General features: G+C 42.8%; 17 protein-coding genes. 7 read left to right on the forward strand and 10 right to left on the reverse strand.

All coding sequences use genetic code 11. The annotated features are described in order from the left end of the window. Positions 1–85: 85 nt before the first annotated feature. Positions 86–409 carry a hypothetical protein gene (locus ACLL8Z_RS03595; RefSeq protein ID WP_411273389.1) on the reverse strand — a complete coding sequence of 108 codons (324 nt, stop codon included), beginning with the start codon at positions 407–409 and terminating at the stop codon, positions 86–88. 71 nt (positions 410–480) lie between these two features. On the opposite strand from ACLL8Z_RS03595, the gene ACLL8Z_RS03600 reads away from it, so the two are divergent. After that, the gene (locus ACLL8Z_RS03600; RefSeq protein WP_411273390.1) at positions 481–1,848 is read left to right on the forward strand and encodes a DUF1080 domain-containing protein; all 1,368 of its coding nucleotides are present in this window, start codon (positions 481–483) and stop codon (positions 1,846–1,848) included. A 242-nt stretch (positions 1,849–2,090) separates the two neighbouring features. Here the strand turns inward: ACLL8Z_RS03600 and ACLL8Z_RS03605 are convergent, their stop codons facing one another. The 3 genes from ACLL8Z_RS03605 to ACLL8Z_RS03615 form a co-directional block, all read right to left on the reverse strand. Then, complete coding sequence (locus ACLL8Z_RS03605; RefSeq protein ID WP_411273391.1) at positions 2,091–2,729, reverse strand: DUF6266 family protein; 639 nt, start codon at positions 2,727–2,729, stop codon at positions 2,091–2,093. Positions 2,730–3,099: 370 nt separating this feature from the next. Next, entirely contained in the window at positions 3,100–4,803 is a 1,704-nt protein-coding gene (locus ACLL8Z_RS03610; RefSeq protein WP_411273392.1) for a GMC oxidoreductase, read from the reverse strand. Between the two features lie 25 nt (positions 4,804–4,828). Next, a complete protein-coding gene (locus tag ACLL8Z_RS03615; RefSeq protein ID WP_411273393.1) occupies positions 4,829–5,401 on the reverse strand; it encodes a gluconate 2-dehydrogenase subunit 3 family protein in 573 nt (190 codons plus the stop codon). A gap of 314 nt (positions 5,402–5,715) precedes the next feature. On the opposite strand from ACLL8Z_RS03615, the gene ACLL8Z_RS03620 reads away from it, so the two are divergent. Both ACLL8Z_RS03620 and ACLL8Z_RS03625 read left to right on the forward strand, forming a co-directional pair. After that, positions 5,716–6,357, forward strand: coding sequence for a carbonic anhydrase (locus ACLL8Z_RS03620; RefSeq protein ID WP_411273394.1), 642 nt, complete (start codon positions 5,716–5,718; stop codon positions 6,355–6,357). 69 nt (positions 6,358–6,426) lie between these two features. Beyond that, positions 6,427–7,290: a creatininase family protein gene (locus tag ACLL8Z_RS03625; protein WP_411273395.1), complete on the forward strand. Its 864-nt coding sequence runs from the start codon at positions 6,427–6,429 to the stop codon at positions 7,288–7,290. A gap of 114 nt (positions 7,291–7,404) precedes the next feature. Here ACLL8Z_RS03625 and ACLL8Z_RS03630 read toward each other — a convergent pair whose 3' ends face one another. From ACLL8Z_RS03630 to ACLL8Z_RS03640, 3 genes are all read right to left on the reverse strand, one after another. Further along, on the reverse strand, positions 7,405–8,535 hold the full coding sequence (locus tag ACLL8Z_RS03630; RefSeq protein WP_411273396.1) for an acyltransferase family protein: 1,131 nt from the start codon (positions 8,533–8,535) through the stop codon (positions 7,405–7,407). A 68-nt stretch (positions 8,536–8,603) separates the two neighbouring features. Further along, on the reverse strand, positions 8,604–9,509 hold the full coding sequence (locus ACLL8Z_RS03635) for a hypothetical protein (RefSeq protein WP_411273397.1): 906 nt from the start codon (positions 9,507–9,509) through the stop codon (positions 8,604–8,606). 116 nt (positions 9,510–9,625) lie between these two features. Continuing rightward, positions 9,626–10,972, reverse strand: a complete 1,347-nt coding sequence (locus ACLL8Z_RS03640) for a Gfo/Idh/MocA family protein (protein WP_411273398.1) — start codon at positions 10,970–10,972, stop codon at positions 9,626–9,628. A gap of 107 nt (positions 10,973–11,079) precedes the next feature. Here ACLL8Z_RS03640 and ACLL8Z_RS03645 point away from each other — a divergent pair, with 107 nt between their 5' ends. From ACLL8Z_RS03645 to ACLL8Z_RS03660, 4 genes are all read left to right on the forward strand, one after another. After that, entirely contained in the window at positions 11,080–11,631 is a 552-nt protein-coding gene (locus tag ACLL8Z_RS03645; protein ID WP_411273399.1) for a fasciclin domain-containing protein, read from the forward strand. Between the two features lie 162 nt (positions 11,632–11,793). Next, positions 11,794–12,345: an RNA polymerase sigma factor gene (locus ACLL8Z_RS03650; RefSeq protein WP_411273400.1), complete on the forward strand. Its 552-nt coding sequence runs from the start codon at positions 11,794–11,796 to the stop codon at positions 12,343–12,345. Next, entirely contained in the window at positions 12,346–13,167 is an 822-nt protein-coding gene (locus ACLL8Z_RS03655; protein ID WP_411273401.1) for an anti-sigma factor domain-containing protein, read from the forward strand. It begins immediately after the preceding gene. Positions 13,168–13,821: 654 nt separating this feature from the next. Beyond that, the gene (locus tag ACLL8Z_RS03660) at positions 13,822–16,416 is read left to right on the forward strand and encodes a beta-galactosidase (protein WP_411273402.1); all 2,595 of its coding nucleotides are present in this window, start codon (positions 13,822–13,824) and stop codon (positions 16,414–16,416) included. On the opposite strand, the gene ACLL8Z_RS03665 is transcribed toward ACLL8Z_RS03660, so the two are convergent. The 3 genes from ACLL8Z_RS03665 to ACLL8Z_RS03675 all read right to left on the reverse strand — a co-directional run bounded on the left by ACLL8Z_RS03665 (position 16,417) and on the right by ACLL8Z_RS03675 (position 20,094). Further along, positions 16,417–16,770, reverse strand: coding sequence for a hypothetical protein (locus tag ACLL8Z_RS03665; protein WP_411273403.1), 354 nt, complete (start codon positions 16,768–16,770; stop codon positions 16,417–16,419). Between the two features lie 22 nt (positions 16,771–16,792). Further along, positions 16,793–17,194: a hypothetical protein gene (locus tag ACLL8Z_RS03670; RefSeq protein WP_411273404.1), complete on the reverse strand. Its 402-nt coding sequence runs from the start codon at positions 17,192–17,194 to the stop codon at positions 16,793–16,795. A 149-nt stretch (positions 17,195–17,343) separates the two neighbouring features. Beyond that, positions 17,344–20,094, reverse strand: coding sequence for a PQQ-dependent sugar dehydrogenase (locus tag ACLL8Z_RS03675; RefSeq protein ID WP_411273405.1), 2,751 nt, complete (start codon positions 20,092–20,094; stop codon positions 17,344–17,346). Positions 20,095–20,230 lie beyond the last annotated feature (136 nt).

Genomic DNA, 20,230 nt, shown 5'->3' on the forward strand with positions numbered 1-20,230 from the left:
GTTATTTAGCCATCGATCATAACATAATATTAAAAAAATATTTTTATTCTCTCTTGTAAGTTCTCGCTCACACGTAACGTAGCTCCTAAAAAAAAGGAGGGGGAAATGTATATTTACCAACGGCGAATCTCTCACTACTAATAAAGGAAGGATCGACAGGTTTGGCCATGTTCCGAACTGGAAAGATGTTTTGGGCTTCAGGGGTGAAAAAGATGTTGAAAAGGAAGTCGGTACATGGAACAGAATTGAATGTATTGCCGATGACTACAATTTTAATGTTTACCTGAATTGCGTGCTTGTCAATCAGGCTTATCGTGTAAGACCCAGCCAAGGGAAAATACAGATTCACGGAAAATGCAGAAATGTTAGTCTGAAAGGTAGAAATTATTAAATTAGCGTCAAAATACATCAATTAAATTTATCAGAGAATATTGGCTGATATAAGCTATAACTTAAATAATAGAAATTTAAAATTATCAAATGAAACTTTCAAATCAACTAGGGTCTCTGCTTCTCGCAGCATTGATAATCCCAATGGTACTATCGTTTAAAGCGCTTCCAAAAGTGGAAGCAAATACGGCCAAAATGCTTCAAAGGGAGGGTTTTGTTCCACTGTTTAACGGAAAAGATCTGAAAGGTTGGAAAGGTTTGGTTGGCGATCCCATAAAGAGGTCGAAAATGAATGTTAAAACCCTGGCAGTAGCCCAAAAGAAGGCCGATGAAGAAATGCGTGAGAGTTGGAAAGTGGTGAATGGCGAACTGCAGTTTACAGGGCATGGAAATAATATCACCACAATAAAGAAATATGGTGATTTTGAAATGCTTGTCGACTGGAAGATCATTAAAACTAACACATTGGATGGAGATGCAGGTATTTACCTGCGAGGAACACCTCAGGTACAGATATGGGATAATGCCAATTTAAAAGTAGGAGCACAGGTTGGATCAGGCGGTTTGTACAACAACAAAGAGAATGAAAGTAGGCCGCTCAAGGTTGCTGACAAGAAGTTAGGAGAGTGGAATACTTTCCATATAATTATGAAAGGTGATCGTGTTACGGTTTATCTTAATGGTGAGTTGGTAACTGATAATGTAATCCTTGAAAATTATTGGGACAGATCGCAGCCGATATTTGCCGAAGAGCAGATTGAATTGCAGGCGCACGGATCACCTATTTCGTACCGCAATATTTACATCAAAGAACTTCCCCGCGTTAAACCATTTCAACTGAGTAGTCAGGAAAAGAAAGAAGGCTTCAAGGTATTGTTTGACGGAACCAATATGCACAGCTGGATAGGTAATACCAGGGATTACATCGCCGAAAATGGCAATATGGCTGTTCGTCCCAAACCGGGCGAAAATTCTCTTGGTAATAACTTATTCTCGAGGGAAGAATTCAGTGATTTTGTATTGCGATTTGAGTTTCAACTGACTCCGGGTGCTAACAATGGTTTAGGCATCAGATCACCTTTAACCGGGGATGCAGCTTATGAAGGAATGGAATTGCAAATACTGGATAACGACGCTCCTAAATATAAAGATTTAAAGGTCTATCAGTATCACGGTTCTATCTATGGCACTATACCCGCAAAAAAAGGTTACCTGAAACCTGTGGGGGAGTGGAACTATCAAGAGGTATTTGTCCAGGGACCAAAAATCAAAGTCATCCTGAATGGTGCCGTAATTCTGGACGCAGATATTACTAATGTTAGGCAAGATGGCGCTGCTGATGGTCTAAAGCATCCAGGATTATTAAGAGATAGCGGACATATTGGTTTTCTGGGCCATGGTTCGCCCCTTCAATTCAGGAAAATAAGAATATTGGATTTGAGTAGAGTGAAAAAGTGAGTTGGTTTGCAAGATTCCACCGCGCTTTTAATTCCGGAAACAGAAAACTTTAGATCATCGATGACATATCCAATACCGACCAGTAAAACAGTGAGCTCCACTCACTTTAGAATATACACCAAATTATAAATTACGACCCCAAGAAAATCCGGGTTCATACGAAGAAGCGGTTAAACTGTTGTTTGAAACATTAGACGCGGTCTAACAAGAATTCAGGTAAAACTGTAAAAAACAGGTGACGTCTAGAGAACAACCTCGCCTAAATATAAGCTGTCCGATTGTCTGCTTCTGTCTGCAGCTATAAAAGCAATATACACATGAACTACAGTTCCGGGTTTATAATCGTGGGATAATGGTAAAATATCTTTTCCTACAGATCTGAACTGGCCCTGGAGAACATAAGAAACATGCATATCCCGAATATTATACGCCACCATAAGTACCTGATCCTTGACATAATCGGACCCACTGGTTTCAGGTTCCCACGTAAAAGTTAATTCGTAAGGATTAGTGACGCCTACTGCCGCATTTTTAGATATCGGTAGGTTGCCAAAGCTTATTCTCATAAGACTCGGATCGATGCTATGGGTATCTCCCTCTAACTTTAGCGCATGCTTATATAGATAAGATTTAGCGGAAACAAAACCCTGAGATTTAACACTATAATTTTTAAAGCCAAGCCTCACGACCTCCAAAAGGGGTTTTAGCCAAGCCTGAGCAAATGCAAATTTATCCCTGTTTCGGAGTTCCTTTTCGCTGATATCAGTTTTTCGCGTTTTATAAGGGCCCTTCATATAAGGAACACCCCGGCGAGACGATCCAATAACGGTTCCTACTTTTCCGATAAAAGGACCGTTAATACCATTTATAAGCTTTCCCATAAAAAATGATCTTGATTAAACCTAAGAAATAATTTAGAAAAAACAAATCAAATCAGAATCAAATACTAATGAAAGAGAAATATAAAAAGGTAAAAATTTGTGTTTGATCCCTGTTTGATACCTATTTGATCCCTGTTTGATTTCTCTTTAATTCCTGTTTGCTAATGTAATTTTACTGCATAGAAAAAGGGAACCCTAAGACTCCCTTCTTGAAATGCATCGATAATATTCTATTTCGAAGTATCAACCAGAAAATATCTGTTTAAAAAACAGACATAACATTTCTCCAATTATACCCTGCTGAACGGACCCCCTCAGACCTCAGACTTCATACCTCATACTTCATACCTCGTATCCCATACCTCCTGCCTTATAAATTCCCTTTCTTCAACTCCCTGGCCGCATAATCACAAGCCCTTGCAGTAAACGCCATATACGTTAACGACGGGTTCTGACAAGCACTGGAAGTCATAAATGCACCGTCTGTTACGAAGACGTTCTTGACGTCGTGCATTTGGTTCCATTTGTTAAGCACGGAAGTTTTGGGGTCGTGACCCATGCGGGCAGTTCCCATTTCATGAATAGCCATTCCGGGTACTGCTGGCCTGTCGAATGAAGTGACGTCTTTCATACCGGCAGCTTCAAGGATTTCAGCGGCATCGTTTTTCATATCGATGCGCATTTTGCGTTCGTTTTCGCCGAACTCACAATCCACCGCGAGGAGGGGCTGGCCCCATTTATCCTTTTTGGTATGGTCGAGGAATGCGCGGTTTTTGTATTCTGGCAAATGCTCGCCGAAAGAGCCAAGTCCCATAGACCATGAACCAGGTTCAGTAATTTCGTCATTAAACTCCTGGCCAAAACCCATTTCCGGGACAAGTCTTTGCCATCCGCTTCGGCTTGCACCGCCTCCATAGTGGAAACCGCGAAGATAATCGCGCTCTGGCTTATCGCCCAGGTTGCGGAAACGGGGAATATATATTCCAACCGGGCGCCGTCCGTAATAATACTTATCATCAAATCCATCTGCCCTGCCGGATGCCCCGATCTGGAAATGGTGGTCCATCAGGTTGTGCCCCAGGTGACCGCTGCTGTTACCAAGTCCGTCCGGGAAAGTGTCCGATACCGAGTTCAAAAGAATATGAGTTGTACCAAGCGTTGAAGCGTTCATGAAGATCACTTTAGCGAAGTACTCTATGTGTTCGTTTGTTTCAGAGTCAATGACCAATACGCCCTTCGCTTTTTTTGTTTCCTTATCGTAAAGCACAGAATTTACGATGGAATACGGGCGAAGTGTAAGGTTGCCAGTTGCAACAGCTGCGGGAAGTGTGGCAGATTGGGTGCTGAAATAGGCTCCGAACGGACAGCCCCGATTACAAAGGTTCCTATTCAGGCAAGATCCTCTTCCATTATGTGGTACCGTAAGATTAGCCATCCGGTAAACGGTCATCATCCGGGCCTTACTATAATGTTTCTCAATCCGTTCTTTAACTGCCTTTTCCACACAATTCATTTCATATGGCGGAAGAAATATACCATCAGGTAGTTGAGAAAGGCCTTCCTTTTGCCCGCTGATCCCTGCAAAACGCTCGACATAATCATACCATGGCGATATATCTTTGTACCGAACCGGCCAGTCGACACCATAACCATCTTTCGCATTGGCCGAAAAATCCATCTCACTTAAACGCAGGCAACCACGGCCCCAGGTCAAAGACCTGCCGCCCACATGATATCCTCTGTACCAGTCGAAGCGCTTTACTTCGGTATACGGACAGTCGACGTCATCAACCCAGAATTTAGCATTGTGCTCACCATATTGTCCCCCGCGGGTTTGCACCAGGTGGCGGCTGCGTTCCTCCGGAGTGATTCGTCCCCTGTGTTTAAACTCCCAGGGTTTCATTAAAGCAGTATCATAATCCTTCACATGCTCCACATTTCGTCCGCGCTCTAGCATTAAAACCTTCAGACCCTTCTCCGTTAATTCCTTTGCAGCCCATCCTCCGCTAATCCCTGATCCAACTACTATCGCATCGTAGGTATTCTGCTGTTTTGCTTTTATATTGATATTCATCCGTATGCTAAAAAAAAATAATCGATTAAGTAGCCCATGCTTTTTGTCCTGGTGCCAGCGGCACACATGCCTCATATTTGCCGGGTATATGCACATAGCGCAAGGCTTTGGTAGCACCGATCTCTGAGGTATAATAACCAAGGTAGGTTAGATCGGCCATGAGCTGAAAGAAATGCGAAGGAGCAATTTCGGTTTTCCGCGGGGTTTCAGCTTCTGCTTTAAATACTCCGAATATCTCTTCACGCTGCTTCAGGCTGAGCTGAGTAAAAGATTTTTGGAAGCGGCTCTTGGATACCTCCTCCACTTTTGATAAGCCTTCCCGAAAGTGTTTTTGGATATCAGGCGTGTAGCAATCCTGCATCATCATCACGATAAAAGGACCCAGGCCGGCAGCTTTCGCTCCGGGAACTCCTTTATTATCGGGAATGAATGTATTGGCAATCTCTGCAATCAATGCCTCGCTGGCGGCTAACGATTGGAGTGGTATTGAACCTGAACCTTCCGTATGCAGCACATCCGCAAAGGCCCCAAGTCCGGAAGTTGTGAGAGCTCCACCCAGTAAAAGGGTTACTCTGCTAATTGCTTCTCTTCTGTCCATCTTTCTGTAATTTCCTTTTCGCGGTCCAATTTAGTAAAAGGATTTAATATTGGTCGAATATATGGGAGAAATGGTGTGTAATATTTTTGGAAGAATATCGCGCTAGGAACGCCGTAACGGCCTTCAGGACTGTCTTTCTACCGATCATACGCAATTTAAACGCGGAGGACGCAGAGAACAACTCAGAGAGCGCAGAATTTGGGCAAGAAAAGTTCGGTTTAAGGTCCAAATTACTTCTTATTGTTTAACAACACTGCATCCTTAGATTTGTCTAACTTTACAGACAAGCCTCCACCATAAACAAATTATTTTCAATGACTCCCTACGAACAGCTTTTCGAAAACAACAAAAGATGGATTCAGAGCAAAACAGGTACGGACGCTGACTTTTTTAAAGAACTGTCCAGCGATCAAAACCCGGATTATTTATATATCGGCTGTAGCGACAGCCGCGTAACGGCAGAAGAGATCATGGGGCTCGGACCTGGTGAAGCATTTATCCACCGGAATATCGCTAACATGGTTAATAATGTCGACTTAAATGTACTGTCAGTAATTAGCTATGCCATAGTCAATCTGAAAGTGAAACACATAATTGTCTGCGGCCACTATAACTGTGGAGGTGTAAAGGCCGCTATGCAATCTAAAGACATGGGCATTCTTAACCCCTGGCTCAGAGGTATCAGGGATATCTACCGGCTTCATAAACAAGAATTAAACGCTATTTCGGACATCGCTAAGCGTTACGACCGGCTTGTTGAACTCAATGTTGAAGAACAGTGTGTAAATGTGATTAAAACGGCAGTCTTACAACTAAGTTACTTGCAAACAGGGTATCCTGTCGTTCATGGTTGGGTATTTGATATTCATACCGGAAGGATCATTGATCTGAAAATAGATTTTGAACGAATTTTGGAGAACATTAAAGATATTTATAATTTAACGGGGGAGGACTAAAGTCTGAAGTCGGAGGAATGTTTTAAATTGCACCCTTGCTTTAAACAAATAAATAAAACTATATATCATATGAGAATTCTATTAGTACTTATTTTATTATGCGGCAGTGCTGTAGCGCAGGAAATCCCTGTGCGATGGGATGAATTGACCGCAAGTGATTTTCCGCTGGCCGTGCAAAGAGCATCCGGCACCTGTATACTTCCGATCGGGATACTTGAAAAACATGGTATGCATGTCCCTATGGGTTCTGATCTGATACATGTTCGTGAGTGGGCTAACCGGGCTGCCAGAAAAGAGTATGCTGTAGTATTTCCCGACTATTTCTACGGTCAGATAAATGAGGCGAGACATCAGCCAGGAACGTTTTCACTTCCCAGCAATCTGATCATGGACCTGCTGCAGGCCACAGTTGAAGAGATTGCCCGCAATGGCTTTAAAAAGATTGTTATAATTAATGGACATGGTGGGAACCCGGAGTTCATACGATTTTTCATGCAGTCCCAACTTAATAAGAAGCATGATTATGCCCTTTACTTTTTTGAACCAGGACGCGATGAAGCTTTCAATGCTAAGGTTTCGCAAATGCGCAAAACTCCGGCAGCGGATGATCAGCACGCTGGTGAAAAGGAAACATCAATGAATATGTTTTACCGTCCCGACCTGGTAAAATTAAGCCGGGCTACAGATGAATCCGGAAAAAATCAGGCCAGACTAGCCATCCCCGCTTATACTGCTATTGCATGGTATTCGAAATTTCCGAATCATTATGCAGGCGATGGTTCTAATGCCAATGCTGAACTCGGAAAGTTATATGCTGATTTCGAGATTGATGCGCTCGTTAAAGGGTTAAAAGAAATAAAAGCGGACACTAAAACTCTTCAGCTCCAGAATGAATTTTTTGAGAGAGTTGAAAATTTGAATAAGAAGCGTTGAAATTAGTATCAGGTACCAGGTACCAGGAACATGGCGACTAAGATTCCGACCCAGGCCCTCTCTAACAACCAACCTGCCTGACGGCAGGCAGACAATGAACAACGAACAACTAAACTATACCTTAACAAATATTTTATTCCGGTAAAGGAAATATAGCATCAGCCAAACCAGTGTAAAAGCTCCCAGAGCATCAAAAACGTTATGCCATTCTTCGGGAAGTGGTGCATACAGTCCGGATAGTATCCGGTGTGCGGTATATTCAAAATCAATAAACCGTACCGCCATGTATATCGTTAGGGAATTCAGCCCGATCACCTGAAAAAAGAACGCCCATCGCTGATATTTTAAAACATCTATGACCCAGTAAAACAATGTCATGGTTAAAAAGGCCATACCTGCTGTAAGAAGAATGAATGAACTTGTCCATAAGCGCTTGCCAATTGGAAAGTGCAGACTCCAGATGGATGCGAGTGCAAGGCAAATTAAACCAGCAATAATGAGAGTCTGGATTTTCTTATACTCTTTCTTATTTGACCGGAGCACATCGCCGGCGAGGGCGCCAAATACCGTGAGACAGAGCGCGGGAAATTGTGTGAGCAGCCCCAGTTCATCATAGGTTTTCTGAAGAAGCCGGCCCGGAAGAAAATTTCGGTCCAACCAGCCAACCAGGTTTCCCTCAAAAGTAAGGTTTCCGACGCCGTAGCCAGGTACGGGAACCAGAAATATCAATGCATAATAAACCAAAAGTATTCCGCCAATCCAGGCGAGAAGCCCTCTCCATGAAAAATTTAAGTAAAGTATTGTGCAAATAAACCCGGCCATTCCAATCCTACCCAGAACACTTCCAAGGCGTATTTCCTGAGGATCAAAAAAAGTGAATGGGATATTTTTATCGATCATCCCCAAAATAATAAGAATAATCATCCTCCAGAATGCCTTGCGGTACATCACGGCTTTTGTCAGGCCATTTCTTATATCCCTGCTTAATGAAAACGCTACAGAAACGCCTGAAATGAACAGAAATAGAGGGAAAATAAAGTCGTAAAAAGTAAACCCAAACCATGCCGGATGCTCCAGCTGGCCCGCCATAGTATCGATCCAGGGCCAGGTGGTCTTTCCCTCCATACGGGTAATAAACGTGCCTCCGCCTGTAATAAATAACATGTCAAAGCCTCGTAGGGCATCCACAGACATCAATCGTTTAGATTTTCCGGCATCGCCAGCAGTAAGATCGATAGTGCTCATTTCTGAAAGAATTGGTTTAGAGTTTTAAGCCTTTGTTCTATGCCCCAAGTTATATTCGCCATTGAAAATCAATTGTTTGAGGATTCCAGTTCATGATGTGAATTTAGCATTGATATAAAAGCAGAACGGAGTTTGATTCCTTTGGCCTTGTAATAATTCAGAATATCATTACCCAGGCGAGTGTCGCCTTTTGAATCGGGCACGGTGTTGGATTCGGATATCTCCATCCCATTTCGCACCATAATCCCTCCTGCAATCAAGTAATTTTTATAAGGAACAAATTCAGGAATGATCGTCGCGCCCGGCCGTATTTGGGCAAGCAACCTGGCTTTTGCCGTCGCATCAAATTCCAGAGTTACTAGCTGTTCCCTTGGCAAAACCAGAAAGCGATTGACAGTTCTTGTATTGAATTTTTCATCAATATGAAAGATAGTGTGACCCCACTGTACGCTGGTCAGTATTTCGATGCCAGTAGTCTCCTTGATCCAGAATTCGCCATGAGTGTTTACGATAGGAAGGTTCATCTTGTTGGCATAATTATGCGCGGCCTTAATTTGAACACCATCATCATTCTGTCCGTCGCCAACTGTACCAAACATTGTATAATTCACGCTTGAAACATTAATCAATGTGGCATGTAGTCCAGTTAAAAGGCTGATGGTACCTGATTGATCGGCTGCAGCAGCTCCGGTGATCATATACTCCGCACCGCCCCCATCACCAGATTTATGATATCCCAGGACTCTGACGAAAGCACCTTCTTTTAAAGAAGTATCCAGCTTCATTTCTGCAATAGTGGCAAAAACCGAATAAACAATTTTTTTGGGAGCCGATTCCGTAGAAAAAGCAGGCAAGGTTCCGGCTGATAAGGTCGCGAGACTTGCCAGACTGAACGCTTTTATCGCATTTCTTCTATTAAAATGCTCACTCCGGTTAGCATCGGAACTATTTGTAAATTTTGGAGATTTAGACACTTTAATTGGATTACATGATTATCAAAATAATTCCCTCTTTAACTACCAATCTCCCGTAGTAATCGGGCTTGGGCGCTCAGCAAACTTTGTATTCAATCGCATCTGTTTCCTCTTTCCTAAACTTTAAGCTCCCAGCCATTTTGGTAATCGCGCGACCATAATTTCATTGCTTTTTTATCATTCAGGATATGGCCATTTTCGGGATTGATATTCAAGCTTCGTCCTGAACGCAAGGCTATATTTCCTAGCTGCATCAGCAAGCTGCTTTTATGCCCTTCTGCTATTTCAGAATTCAACCTGGCACCGCTGCGAATACCGTCAAAAAAGTTACGGATATGAATTGCATCCAGCTTTTGAGAAGGTGTAGACAAGCTGCGGGAATCATTTTCAAAGGCCTCCCCTTGGACGTGTCTAAGCAACTTACCTGTGATATCAAAAACTTTGTAGGAAGTACTATCCGCGATTAATATTGACCCTTTTTCGCCATGGAACATCACCCCAGCTCCCCCACCTTCGATCGGCTGGCGATTGGCGCTCCGGCCCTCCCAACTGATCATGGTGTTATTGCCGAATTCCATGTTCATGATCTGGGTATCGGGCGTTTCCCAGTCGTCATTAAAATGATAACGGCCTCCCGACGAACTAACTCTAACAGGGAAATCTACCCCGAGGCCCCATCGTGCCAGGTCTACGGTATGTGTTCCGTTATTTGGCCCTTCGCCCGTACCCCAGTTCCACATCCAATGCCAGTTGTAATGGATTAAATTATCTTTATATGGCCGGCGGGGTGCGGGTCCTTGCCATAGCTCATAATCTAGCCACGAAGGAACATCGGTGATCTTACCAACTCCAATGGGTGCGCGGTTATTTGTATACCACGTCTTAGCCAGATAGGGTTTGCCTATAGCACCATTTTTTATTTCAGCAATTGCTCCAACAGAATTTGGCCAGGACCGCCGCTGATTTCCCATCTGAATCTGCCGGTTATATTTCCGGGCTGCTTGAACTACCAATTCGCCTTCAGCAGGGCTGTGGCTGCAGGGTTTTTCAAGATAGACATGTTTACCAGCCTGAACTCCGAGGATGGCAGCGGTTGCGTGCCAATGATCCGGAGCCGCTACCATAAGTATGTCAACATCCTTATCTTCCAAAGTACTTCGAAAATCAGGAGCAGCTTTCGGCGCCTTGCCTTGTATCTTACTTACTTCTGCTAAAAATTTATCGGAAGCCCGCTTATCTACATCACATGAATACAGGACCTCACAATCCGGTTGATTTGCGAAATTAGTACCGACGGCAAAACCACGAGCATTAACACCCATGCAGGATACCATCAGCCGTTCATTCGAACCTATAATCCGTTCGTAACTTTTAGCGCTGAATCCTGGTAAAATGCCACCCAGAGAAATAGATGTTGCTCCGATAACCGTCTTTTTAACAAAATCTCTGCGTGAGTTTTTCATTTTCTAATTTGAGAATGCAATATATATATATTCTCAAATTATTTTTTTTCAAACGATGAATCCATCCTCTTGCTAAACCCGTAATTCATCTCAACCAAAAATAAATTATGAAAAAAATAATTATACTAGCCATCGCATTAGCAGCTTCTGCGATCAGCACGACAAGTTTCGCACAATCAACTAAAATGGTTGGCGGAGCAGAAATGTATTCAACAAAAGACATTGTTGACAATGCGGTTAATTCGAAGGATCATACCACTCTGGTAGCAGCTGTTAAAGCAGCAGGTCTGGTTGAGACATTAAAGAGCGATGGCCCATTCACGGTTTTTGCTCCGACCAATGCTGCTTTCGACAAACTTCCTGCTGGAACTGTAGGCAATCTTGTTAAACCAGAAAATAAAGCGACCTTAACCAAGATTCTTACTTACCATGTTGTTGCAGGCCGTTTCAGCGGTAAGGATATCAAAAAAGCCATCAAAGCTGGAAAAGGAACTGCAGAGTTTAATACTGTTAGCGGCGGAAAGCTCTTCGCAATGAGAAGTGGCAAAAATCTGATTCTGAAAGATGAAACTGGCGCTACCTCAATGGTAACGATAGGCGATGTTTTTCAAAGAAATGGAGTTATCCACGTCATCGATACGGTGGTTATGCCTAAGTAATTTCTTAAGAACAATTATGACAGAAAGCCCCGGCAAAAGCGGGGCTTTCTGTATTTTAAAATTTCCTGATCCATTTTCGCGGTTATCACAATCACTTAATTTTCTATTGTTTAGCATTTTTAACGAAAATTATTCGACCTTAGAGGCAAGGAAAAAAAACAATTGAGCAGGATCAGTAAAATATCATTATCAGAGCCTGAATTAGTTCAGGCCATTCGAACGAGAGATAGAAAAGGCGCTGAAGCTTTGTACGACATGTACTCTTCGGCTCTTTACGGAGTCATCTACCGGATAATACAGCACGAGGAAATCGCCGAAGATCTTTTACAGGAGGCCTTCGTTAAGATATGGAATTCAGCGGCATCTTATGACGAATCAAAGGGCAGATTGTTTACCTGGATGGTCAATATCGCCCGTAATTTATCAATCGATAAAACACGTTCAAAAGATTTTCGTAATCATTCAAAAACCGAAGACATAGAAAATATCGTATTATCTGTGGACAAAGGTTTCACCACATCAATTAATCCTGAAACCCTTGGCTTGAAAGAACTCGTAAATAAGCTAAACCCGGATCAAAAAGTAATTCTTGACCTCGTTTACTTTAAAGGTTTCACACATGTAGAAGCTGCCGAGGAATTAAACCTTCCTTTAGGAACAGTTAAAACGAGACTTAGAAATGCAATTATCACGTTAAGAAAGGTATTTAATTAAGTGAACGACCTGAAAACATATTTGGAAAGCGGTATCCTGGAACTTTACGTTCTGGGCGACTTAAGCAACGAAGAGATTCGTGAAGTTGAAGATTCGATTGCGAACCACCCTGAAGTGAAGGCTGAATTGGAGGCCATAGAGGGCGCACTACAAGCTTACGCATTATCAAATGCTATTCAGCCTTCGGATGCCGTTCGAAACAGGACTATGAACTCTATTGGAGATTCTAATGTTTCTGAAACCCCGGTCGTTCAATTCCAGCCAACGCGAAGTGCGTCAAATTTTTATAAATATGCCTTTGCCGCTTCCGTTGCATTGCTCCTTGTGAGTGTGATTCTTCTTATAAATTTAAATAACAGATTAAGAGATTCAAATACTCAGTTAGCAGTACTGCAGACAGAAAATCAGCAATATTCAAACCGCGTAAACTTCATGAATCAGGAATTGGAAGACAGTAAGAAGTTTCTTGAGATCTATCAGCAGCCAGCGCAATATAAACTCGTTAGTTTGAAGGGTACACCTAAGGCACCTGCAGCAAGTCTGACAATAGCTTTCAGCGCGATGAAAGAAGAAGTAATGATTGACCTTTCCTCGCTTAAAATGCCCTTAAACGATAATGAACACCAATATCAACTTTGGGCGCTCGTAGACGGTAAACCAGTAGATCTGGGAGTTTTCGACTCTACCGACGATAATTCCGGTATGAAAAGAATGAAATCTGTAAAAGGCGCACAGGCCTTTGCTGTAACACTCGAACCAAAAGGTGGAAGTGTCAATCCTACCATGGAGCAGATGATGGCAATGGGGAATATCTCCGGTTAACCTTTCCCGTTACGGTGACCGAGTTTTAAGCTGCCAATGAACAGGCTATTCGGATAATTCGTCAAAACATTAATATTTTAAGTAGCTGTTAACGTCTGCTCTTCCAAATTAGTTGTTCCGCAATTTTCTTCTCATATATCAGTTCAAGCGTTTAGCCTATCCAGCCTGGTAACTGTTAACAGGAAACTGAATAACAGGTAACTGATAACTGGTAACAGGTAACTGATAACTGGTAACTGATAATTGATAACTGGCAACTAATTATTCGTGACTGGGCACGGGTGGCTGGTAGCTGTTTTATAAAAAAGGGTCGAATACAAGTACTCGACCCTACATCTACCTATGAAAAACATGCCCTTTTGGAGGGCATAAAGATATATTCAAATCATATGCCAGAGAATTAGCAGTTCAGCAGGCTCTAAATAGAGCCCTGTATGAATATCCCACTTCCCAAATTGAGCATTTAACACCCCAATAAGAGTTAGTTTTTCTACACTAAGTTAATGAAATAACATTTTTTATATAATATAGTCGTTTAACTAATTTGCGCAAGTGTATTCCAGGGTCTGGCCAAAGAACTTATTAGGAGCTTATTGGTTTAAAAATCATTAATGTAACTTTAAACGGTCTTAGAAAAGATATTTGAGCTGTACTATGAATAAATTCTATTTTCCTCTGATAAACTGTATTATTTTTCAGTTTCTATTTACTACTCTACCAACAGCTACTGCTCAAAATAGCAGTTCAGAAAACCTCTCCCGTAATGACCATATTTTCCCCCCGTCTAAAGAGGCCTCTGCTTTCATTGATTTCGACAAGCGGGGTTTTATCATCAAAGGAAAAAGAACGTTCGTTGTTTCTGCAGGGATAGAGTATGCCCGGGTGCCTCATGAATTGTGGAAGGACCGTTTGCTTCGGTTAAAGCGGGGCGGTTTTAACACCGTTGAAATATATACTTTTTGGAACTTTCACGAACCGGAAGAAACAAAGTTTAACTTTTCCGGCGACCGTAACCTGGACGCATTTCTAAAGCTTGTGAGAGAGCTGGATCTGTATGCAATCGTTCGAGTGGGGCCATATTACTGCGGAGAATGGAACTTTGGAGGCTACCCTATCTGGCTGAAATTTAAACCTGGCCTGGTAGCGCGAAAAGATAATCCCCAATTTCTTAATGCAACCGACCGTTTTTTCGAAAAGCTTATCCCAATAGTTGCTCGGAACCAGATCCACCACGGGGGATCGGTAATTATGGTGCAACTCGAAAATGAACACCCCGAGAGCTGGGGCACTGTCGTACCAAACGCCTATTTCAAGCACCTTATAGATAAAACAGTTTCGCTCGGCTTACAGGTACCTTATTTTTTCAGCGGCCTCCACCCCGGCAATGATCCTGCTGGCAACAAGAAAAACCTTGATGATCCGGCTCGACCAAATCCCTGGTTCTCCACAGAATTCTGGGGAGTTTGGTTTTTTAATTATGGACCGCAGCCACAGGATTCAACCCTTTACGACCGGCGTACGTGGAAGATTATCGCACATGGGGGAAATGGTTATAATGTTTACATGGCCCATGGAGGCAGTAATTTCGAATATAATAACGACCGTGACATGGCAGCCTCCTATGATTACGGGGCTGGTGTTGGTCAGGCAGGTGATCTGCGACCGATATATTACGGCTTTAAACGGGCTGCATGGTTTGCACGGAGCTTTCAGGAAATTCTCACAAATAGCATAGACGGCGGAGACGAAAGCCGCTGGATGGTCAGGGATACGTCTATTAAAGTTAATTCAAGATTAAGTCCTGCCGGCAGTATAACTTTCCTGGACAACCCGGATAAAACTCCCAAACGAACAGTAATACAGCCACCAAAAAACATTGCAGGAGCTTTACCGCTTTCCCTAACCATTGCGGGCGGCGAGATCCTTCCCGTTATACAGAATTTCGATATAGCCCCGGGCCTCAGGTTGGAATGGGCTCCATCCAGACTATACAACATTCTGAAGCAAGGGGAAACGACGACGTTGATTGCTTATGGCGGGGTAAACACACCCATTCAACTTCATTTTAATGCCGATAGCGAGATAAAGATTATAAAGGGAAATGAAAACTTTAAGCGCAGGACAAAAAAGCTACAGTTTTCTGCCTTGGTGAAAAATTCAACATCAGAGTTTATTTTTGAAACTAAAAATCATATAGTTAGAATACTTATTATGCAAACTTCTCTGGTAGAGCGAACCTGGATAGCAGAAAGCGAGGAAGAACTATATATAATTACCGGACCCTCCTATGTTGGCGATGTGCGCGTAAGCGATCAAAACATCGAAGTTGAGACAGAAGAACCCTGGAGTGTGAAATGGGACAAAGCGGCAACTGTTTACAGAGCAAATGGAAGTGTAAGTCTTGCCAACACTGCCTCGCCAATGGGGAGCAGAAAGCTTAGTTTGAATTTGGCGCCCTGGCAAATTAAGCACGCAATAGAACCTGCCGCGCCCGATTATAATCACTCAAATTGGAAGTCGAGCCTCGAACCGCTACAAATGGGCGCCGACGGAGATATAACTGCAAATGCCTGGTACCGCACAAAAGTGCACGTGGATATTCCAGGAACTTACACACTCCGATTTAAGAACTTAAAAGAACGAGCTTCTCTTTTTGTGAACGGCTTGATTCAGGATTCAGAACTGAGCGAAAAATCTTTCACCTTCAAACTGGAGGCCGGAAAGACGAATATCCTGAGCATATTTACAGCCCATAACGGCAGGAACAAACAATTATTTTACCTTGGCGGCTTAGATACTATAGATGTTAAAGGTATAACAGGGCCTGTTGTTCTGGAGCGTGCTGATGGTAGTAATGTGGGAACAACAGTTTCAGGCTGGAAAATGAAGGGCGGCCCGGGAGATCCATTTGCACCTTACGGCTGGACGGAAACGGGTAAAGGTAACTTTTCGGGGCCCGCATTTTACAGGTCATCGTTTACTTTACCCGAAAATAATGGCAGTTACACTACTATTTGGCGGGTCAATATTACCTCAATGGGCCATGGGTCGGTTTGGGTAAACGGACATAACTTGGGAAGGTATCCTGAAAAAATAAAAGTTTTTGGTTTGTATATTCCAGAAAGCTGGCTGAAGCAGGGGAAGAATACAATTGTTGTTTATGATGAGGATGGAATTAATCCGGGGGGAATTTCCATTCAGGCAGAAAAAGAGGCAAGCAGGGATTTATTCCTGCTTACCGGAAAATAGTTATTTCTTTACGCGGCTTAGCGTGCCTTTCATATCCTGGCCTTGAAAACCAACCAGAATATCAATTTTATCACCCTGCAGTTTTCCTTTCACATAGGAAACTGCAATGCCTTTATATGACATTTCATTAAAAGAGATATCATTTCCAACAATTTTGCCGCCAGTTAAAGGTGCTTCTCCAAGATCGGAAACAATGGTACCTGATAGCTTACCGTTGACCTCTTTGATATTTACGGTCACGTCAAAGTGTCCTTCAATATTTCCTTGCCAGCGACCGTCAATAACGGACGCTGCGAAACACAAAGTCGTTAAAAACAGACTTAATAACATGATCGAAAAAATCCCTCTCTTCATAATCTCTTTCTTTTGGTAATTATTATTTAGCCCTGCTTAAGGTAATTTTTACAGGCTGCTCATTGAAGGATGTCGTTAAAACGAGCTTTTCGCCAATCATTGTACCTTTATAATTAACGGGCTTTCCGTTAAACATAGTCGAGAACGCTATCGCCTCACCTTCAAGCTTTCCATTTGTTATCACATTTTTTCCAAGTTGTGCCGCTACGAATGGACTGTATCCGCTATCATCTGGATTTTCAGATTTTGCGTTATTATCAATAATTGAAAATGTGCCAGTCAAATCTGTCCCTGCTACCTTAAGATCTGCAGTTACGTTATACTGACCTTCAACGTATCCCTTCCAGGAGCCATCAACTGTTGCGGCTACAAACAGTGCCATAATTAAGAAAAGTGTACCCGACGTTGCTAATAGTTTTTTCATTTTTTTAATGTTCGATTTTTAATGTTTATAAAGCTACTTAATGTATAGATATTTTTTTGCTAAACTCTTGTAGTAAACGTAGTCTCGGCCTTTATATTATTAGTAAAACACGAATCGTGCCTGGTTGTTCCATTCATTCGATAATAAAATTATTTGCCTTGTATCAAATTTAAGAACTTAATTTTACTTAAAGAAAATAAAGGCATCAGTTGCGGGGCTTTGCTGTTTTTGAATACAAAATAAACCGTATGAAGTCCCTTTACCGGAGTAAGATCAATTTTACGCGGTGCTGACTTTTCGCCGAGTACTTCGTCTGACACGGCACCAACCGCTGTACTGCCTACCAGAGTTCCAGTTGGTGAATCCAGCCTTAGTTCTATCAGCCCACCTGGATTTTCTTCGCGGACACTGGTTGTAACCTTCAGTTCAATTTGTTTGATGCCTTCAAGATCCATTCCTTTAAAGCCAATATACCCATTTGCAACAGGTATTACATTGACGACACCGTCGATACCGTTTACTTTTATGGTTACTTTTTCAGTTATATCAGCTGAAGATGCTTCAATTAATGGCTTCTTAAGAATGATGTTATTCTCAGAGCTGAGCTTCGGGATCACTCCTTTGCCCCGGTCGGTATACGCTGCGCGAATTAAATAAGTGCCAGAACCGCTGTCGTTTTTAGGAAGCTTTACAGAATAAGTTCCTTTTACCGGCATTGTGACTGGCGATTTGGATCCGGCATTCATTATATACTTCGCAATGGACCTCGCATCGTTATCAGTGATAGCAGAGTGCGCCGGCATGGCAATAACCTTAGTCCATACTCCGCTGCCGCCGTTGCGAATCTTGCCTGCAAGATATTCTTCAGCCTTCGGATCATCCTTATATTTCTCAGATATCTGCGTAAATGTGGGACCAATGTTAGTCACATTCAACGCGTGACAGTTATAACAATCTGATTTCTTCATAATGGCCTGGCCAAGGGCAAACTGAACAGAAGCATCCACACTTCTCTGACCCTGAATTATTTCTGCATAATCGAATCCCTCCGAAATATAATCTATGCTTACAGCAACTTGTTTAGGATCAATGGTTCCGGCCGCCAAACTTCCGTCTTCTTTATCTACAACTGAAACTGCATAACCGATTTCTGTATTATCAAAAAAGAATGAGCGGTTGCCGGTGAGATTGACCTGAACATCCGGAGTACTGTTACCAGCAGTAATAGCTAAAGATTTGCTGTTAGACACACGTCCGTCGCTGACAGTCAATGTTGCTGTGTATAAGCCTGGTTTAGCTAACTTCAAAACTGGATTTGCTGTCTTATAAACCTGATCCGGTGCACCAGGGGTGCTTATTTTCCAGCTGTACTGTAGTACATCTCCGTCGGCATCTTTCGTGTTTTTTGAAGAAAGGTTAATGGTTAGCGGTACAGCGCCGCCAGTCTTGTCGGCTGAGACAGCTACCAGCGGTTTACGGTTTCCAGAATTATACTCAATCCGGACTAATTTAGCGCTTGAGCTCTTGGCAAACCAAAGGCTGCCGTACTCTAATACATACAAATCGCCATCCGGGCCGAATTTCATATCAATCGGTTCAACGGGGCGGTAATCTGGAAGGAACCGTTCCATAGACTGATAATCCCCATTGGGAGACATTGAGATAGACATAATCCATCCCCGGGCAAGATCTGTTGCCAGCCACTTTCCTTCATAATATGCCGGCCATGGGCGCTTAGGCTCTTTAAAATCGGCGCGGCGGTAAATTGGCCCACCCGTTGCACTCCGGCTTCCGCTGCCAAGCAGAGGAAATTTATCTGAAACCCCATAAGGATAATATATAAATGGAGGGGCAACCGGCGGTAATGCCTTGATACCGGTGTTGTTCACTGAATTATTCAGAGGTTTCAACGGATCTTTAGGATCAAGCAGCTCGCCGTTCTGATAATCGAAAATATTGAAAGCCGCGTTTGGTCCTACAAAATACGGCCAACCGTAAAATCCGGGCTTACGTGCCTGGTTAAGTTCATCATAGCCCCGGGGGCTGATATCTGTATCTTCATTAGCGTCGGATCCAATATCTCCCCAATACAAAAACCCTGTCTTACTGTCAATAGATGGCCTCCAGGGATTGCGATGCCCCATAGTATAAATCTCTGGGCGTGTACCCTCGGTTCCCTCAGGAAAGAGATTCCCGGATGGGATTTTATATGATCCATCTGCCTGCGGGCGGATACGAAGTATTTTTCCGATCAGACTGTTTGCATTTGCAGTTCCCCGCTGGTCATCCCAGTTAACACGGTTTGGACGTTCGTCTGTAGACGAGGAAAGCGATGTGCCGGTATTGTTTCCAACCGTCAGATAAAGATTCCCGTCTTTATCCCAAGTCATTCCTCCCCCTGTATGACAGCAGGTTTCGCGTTGTGTGGCAAATTCCATGACAAGCCTTTCACTGCCGCCGACTAATCGGCTGTCTTTGAAATCCCAGCGACTTAGTACAAACTTACTTTGTGTAGGGTGGGAATAAAAAGTGTAAACCCAATGATTTATATCAAACTGCGGATCAACAGTTATTCCCAGTAATCCTTCTTCAGCCTCTGTAAGTGCACCTTTTGCATTGGTGTACTTTGTATTCACTGCGATTGTTCCCACAACACTGGTCCTTCCGTTAGAAGGATCAAATAACTTAATATCGCCCTTTCTTTCACTGATCAGGACCCGCCCATCTTTCAGGACTTCGAAAGTATTAGGTTCATCAAGGTCTCCGGGCTGGGTAAGTGTTACCGGGGTGAACCGGCTCCCGTCAGGCTTCGACTGGATTAAAACAGAACGATTGCTGGCCGCAATAAATGCAAGTAAGCCGGCAACAGATAGTAGGGTAACAGATTTTTTTAAACTCATTACTTTTAAGAACATCGATGTCATTCGTGGATAATGTAGGCAAAAGTAGTGCATCTATACTTGTAATAGTTAGCTACGATCAATAAATAGTTTAATATTTGGTGCCTCGATTATAACTCAAATTTAATTTTATTCT

The sequence above is a fragment of the Daejeonella sp. genome (assembly GCF_046590655.1).
Taxonomy (GTDB): Bacteria; Bacteroidota; Bacteroidia; order Sphingobacteriales; family Sphingobacteriaceae; genus Daejeonella.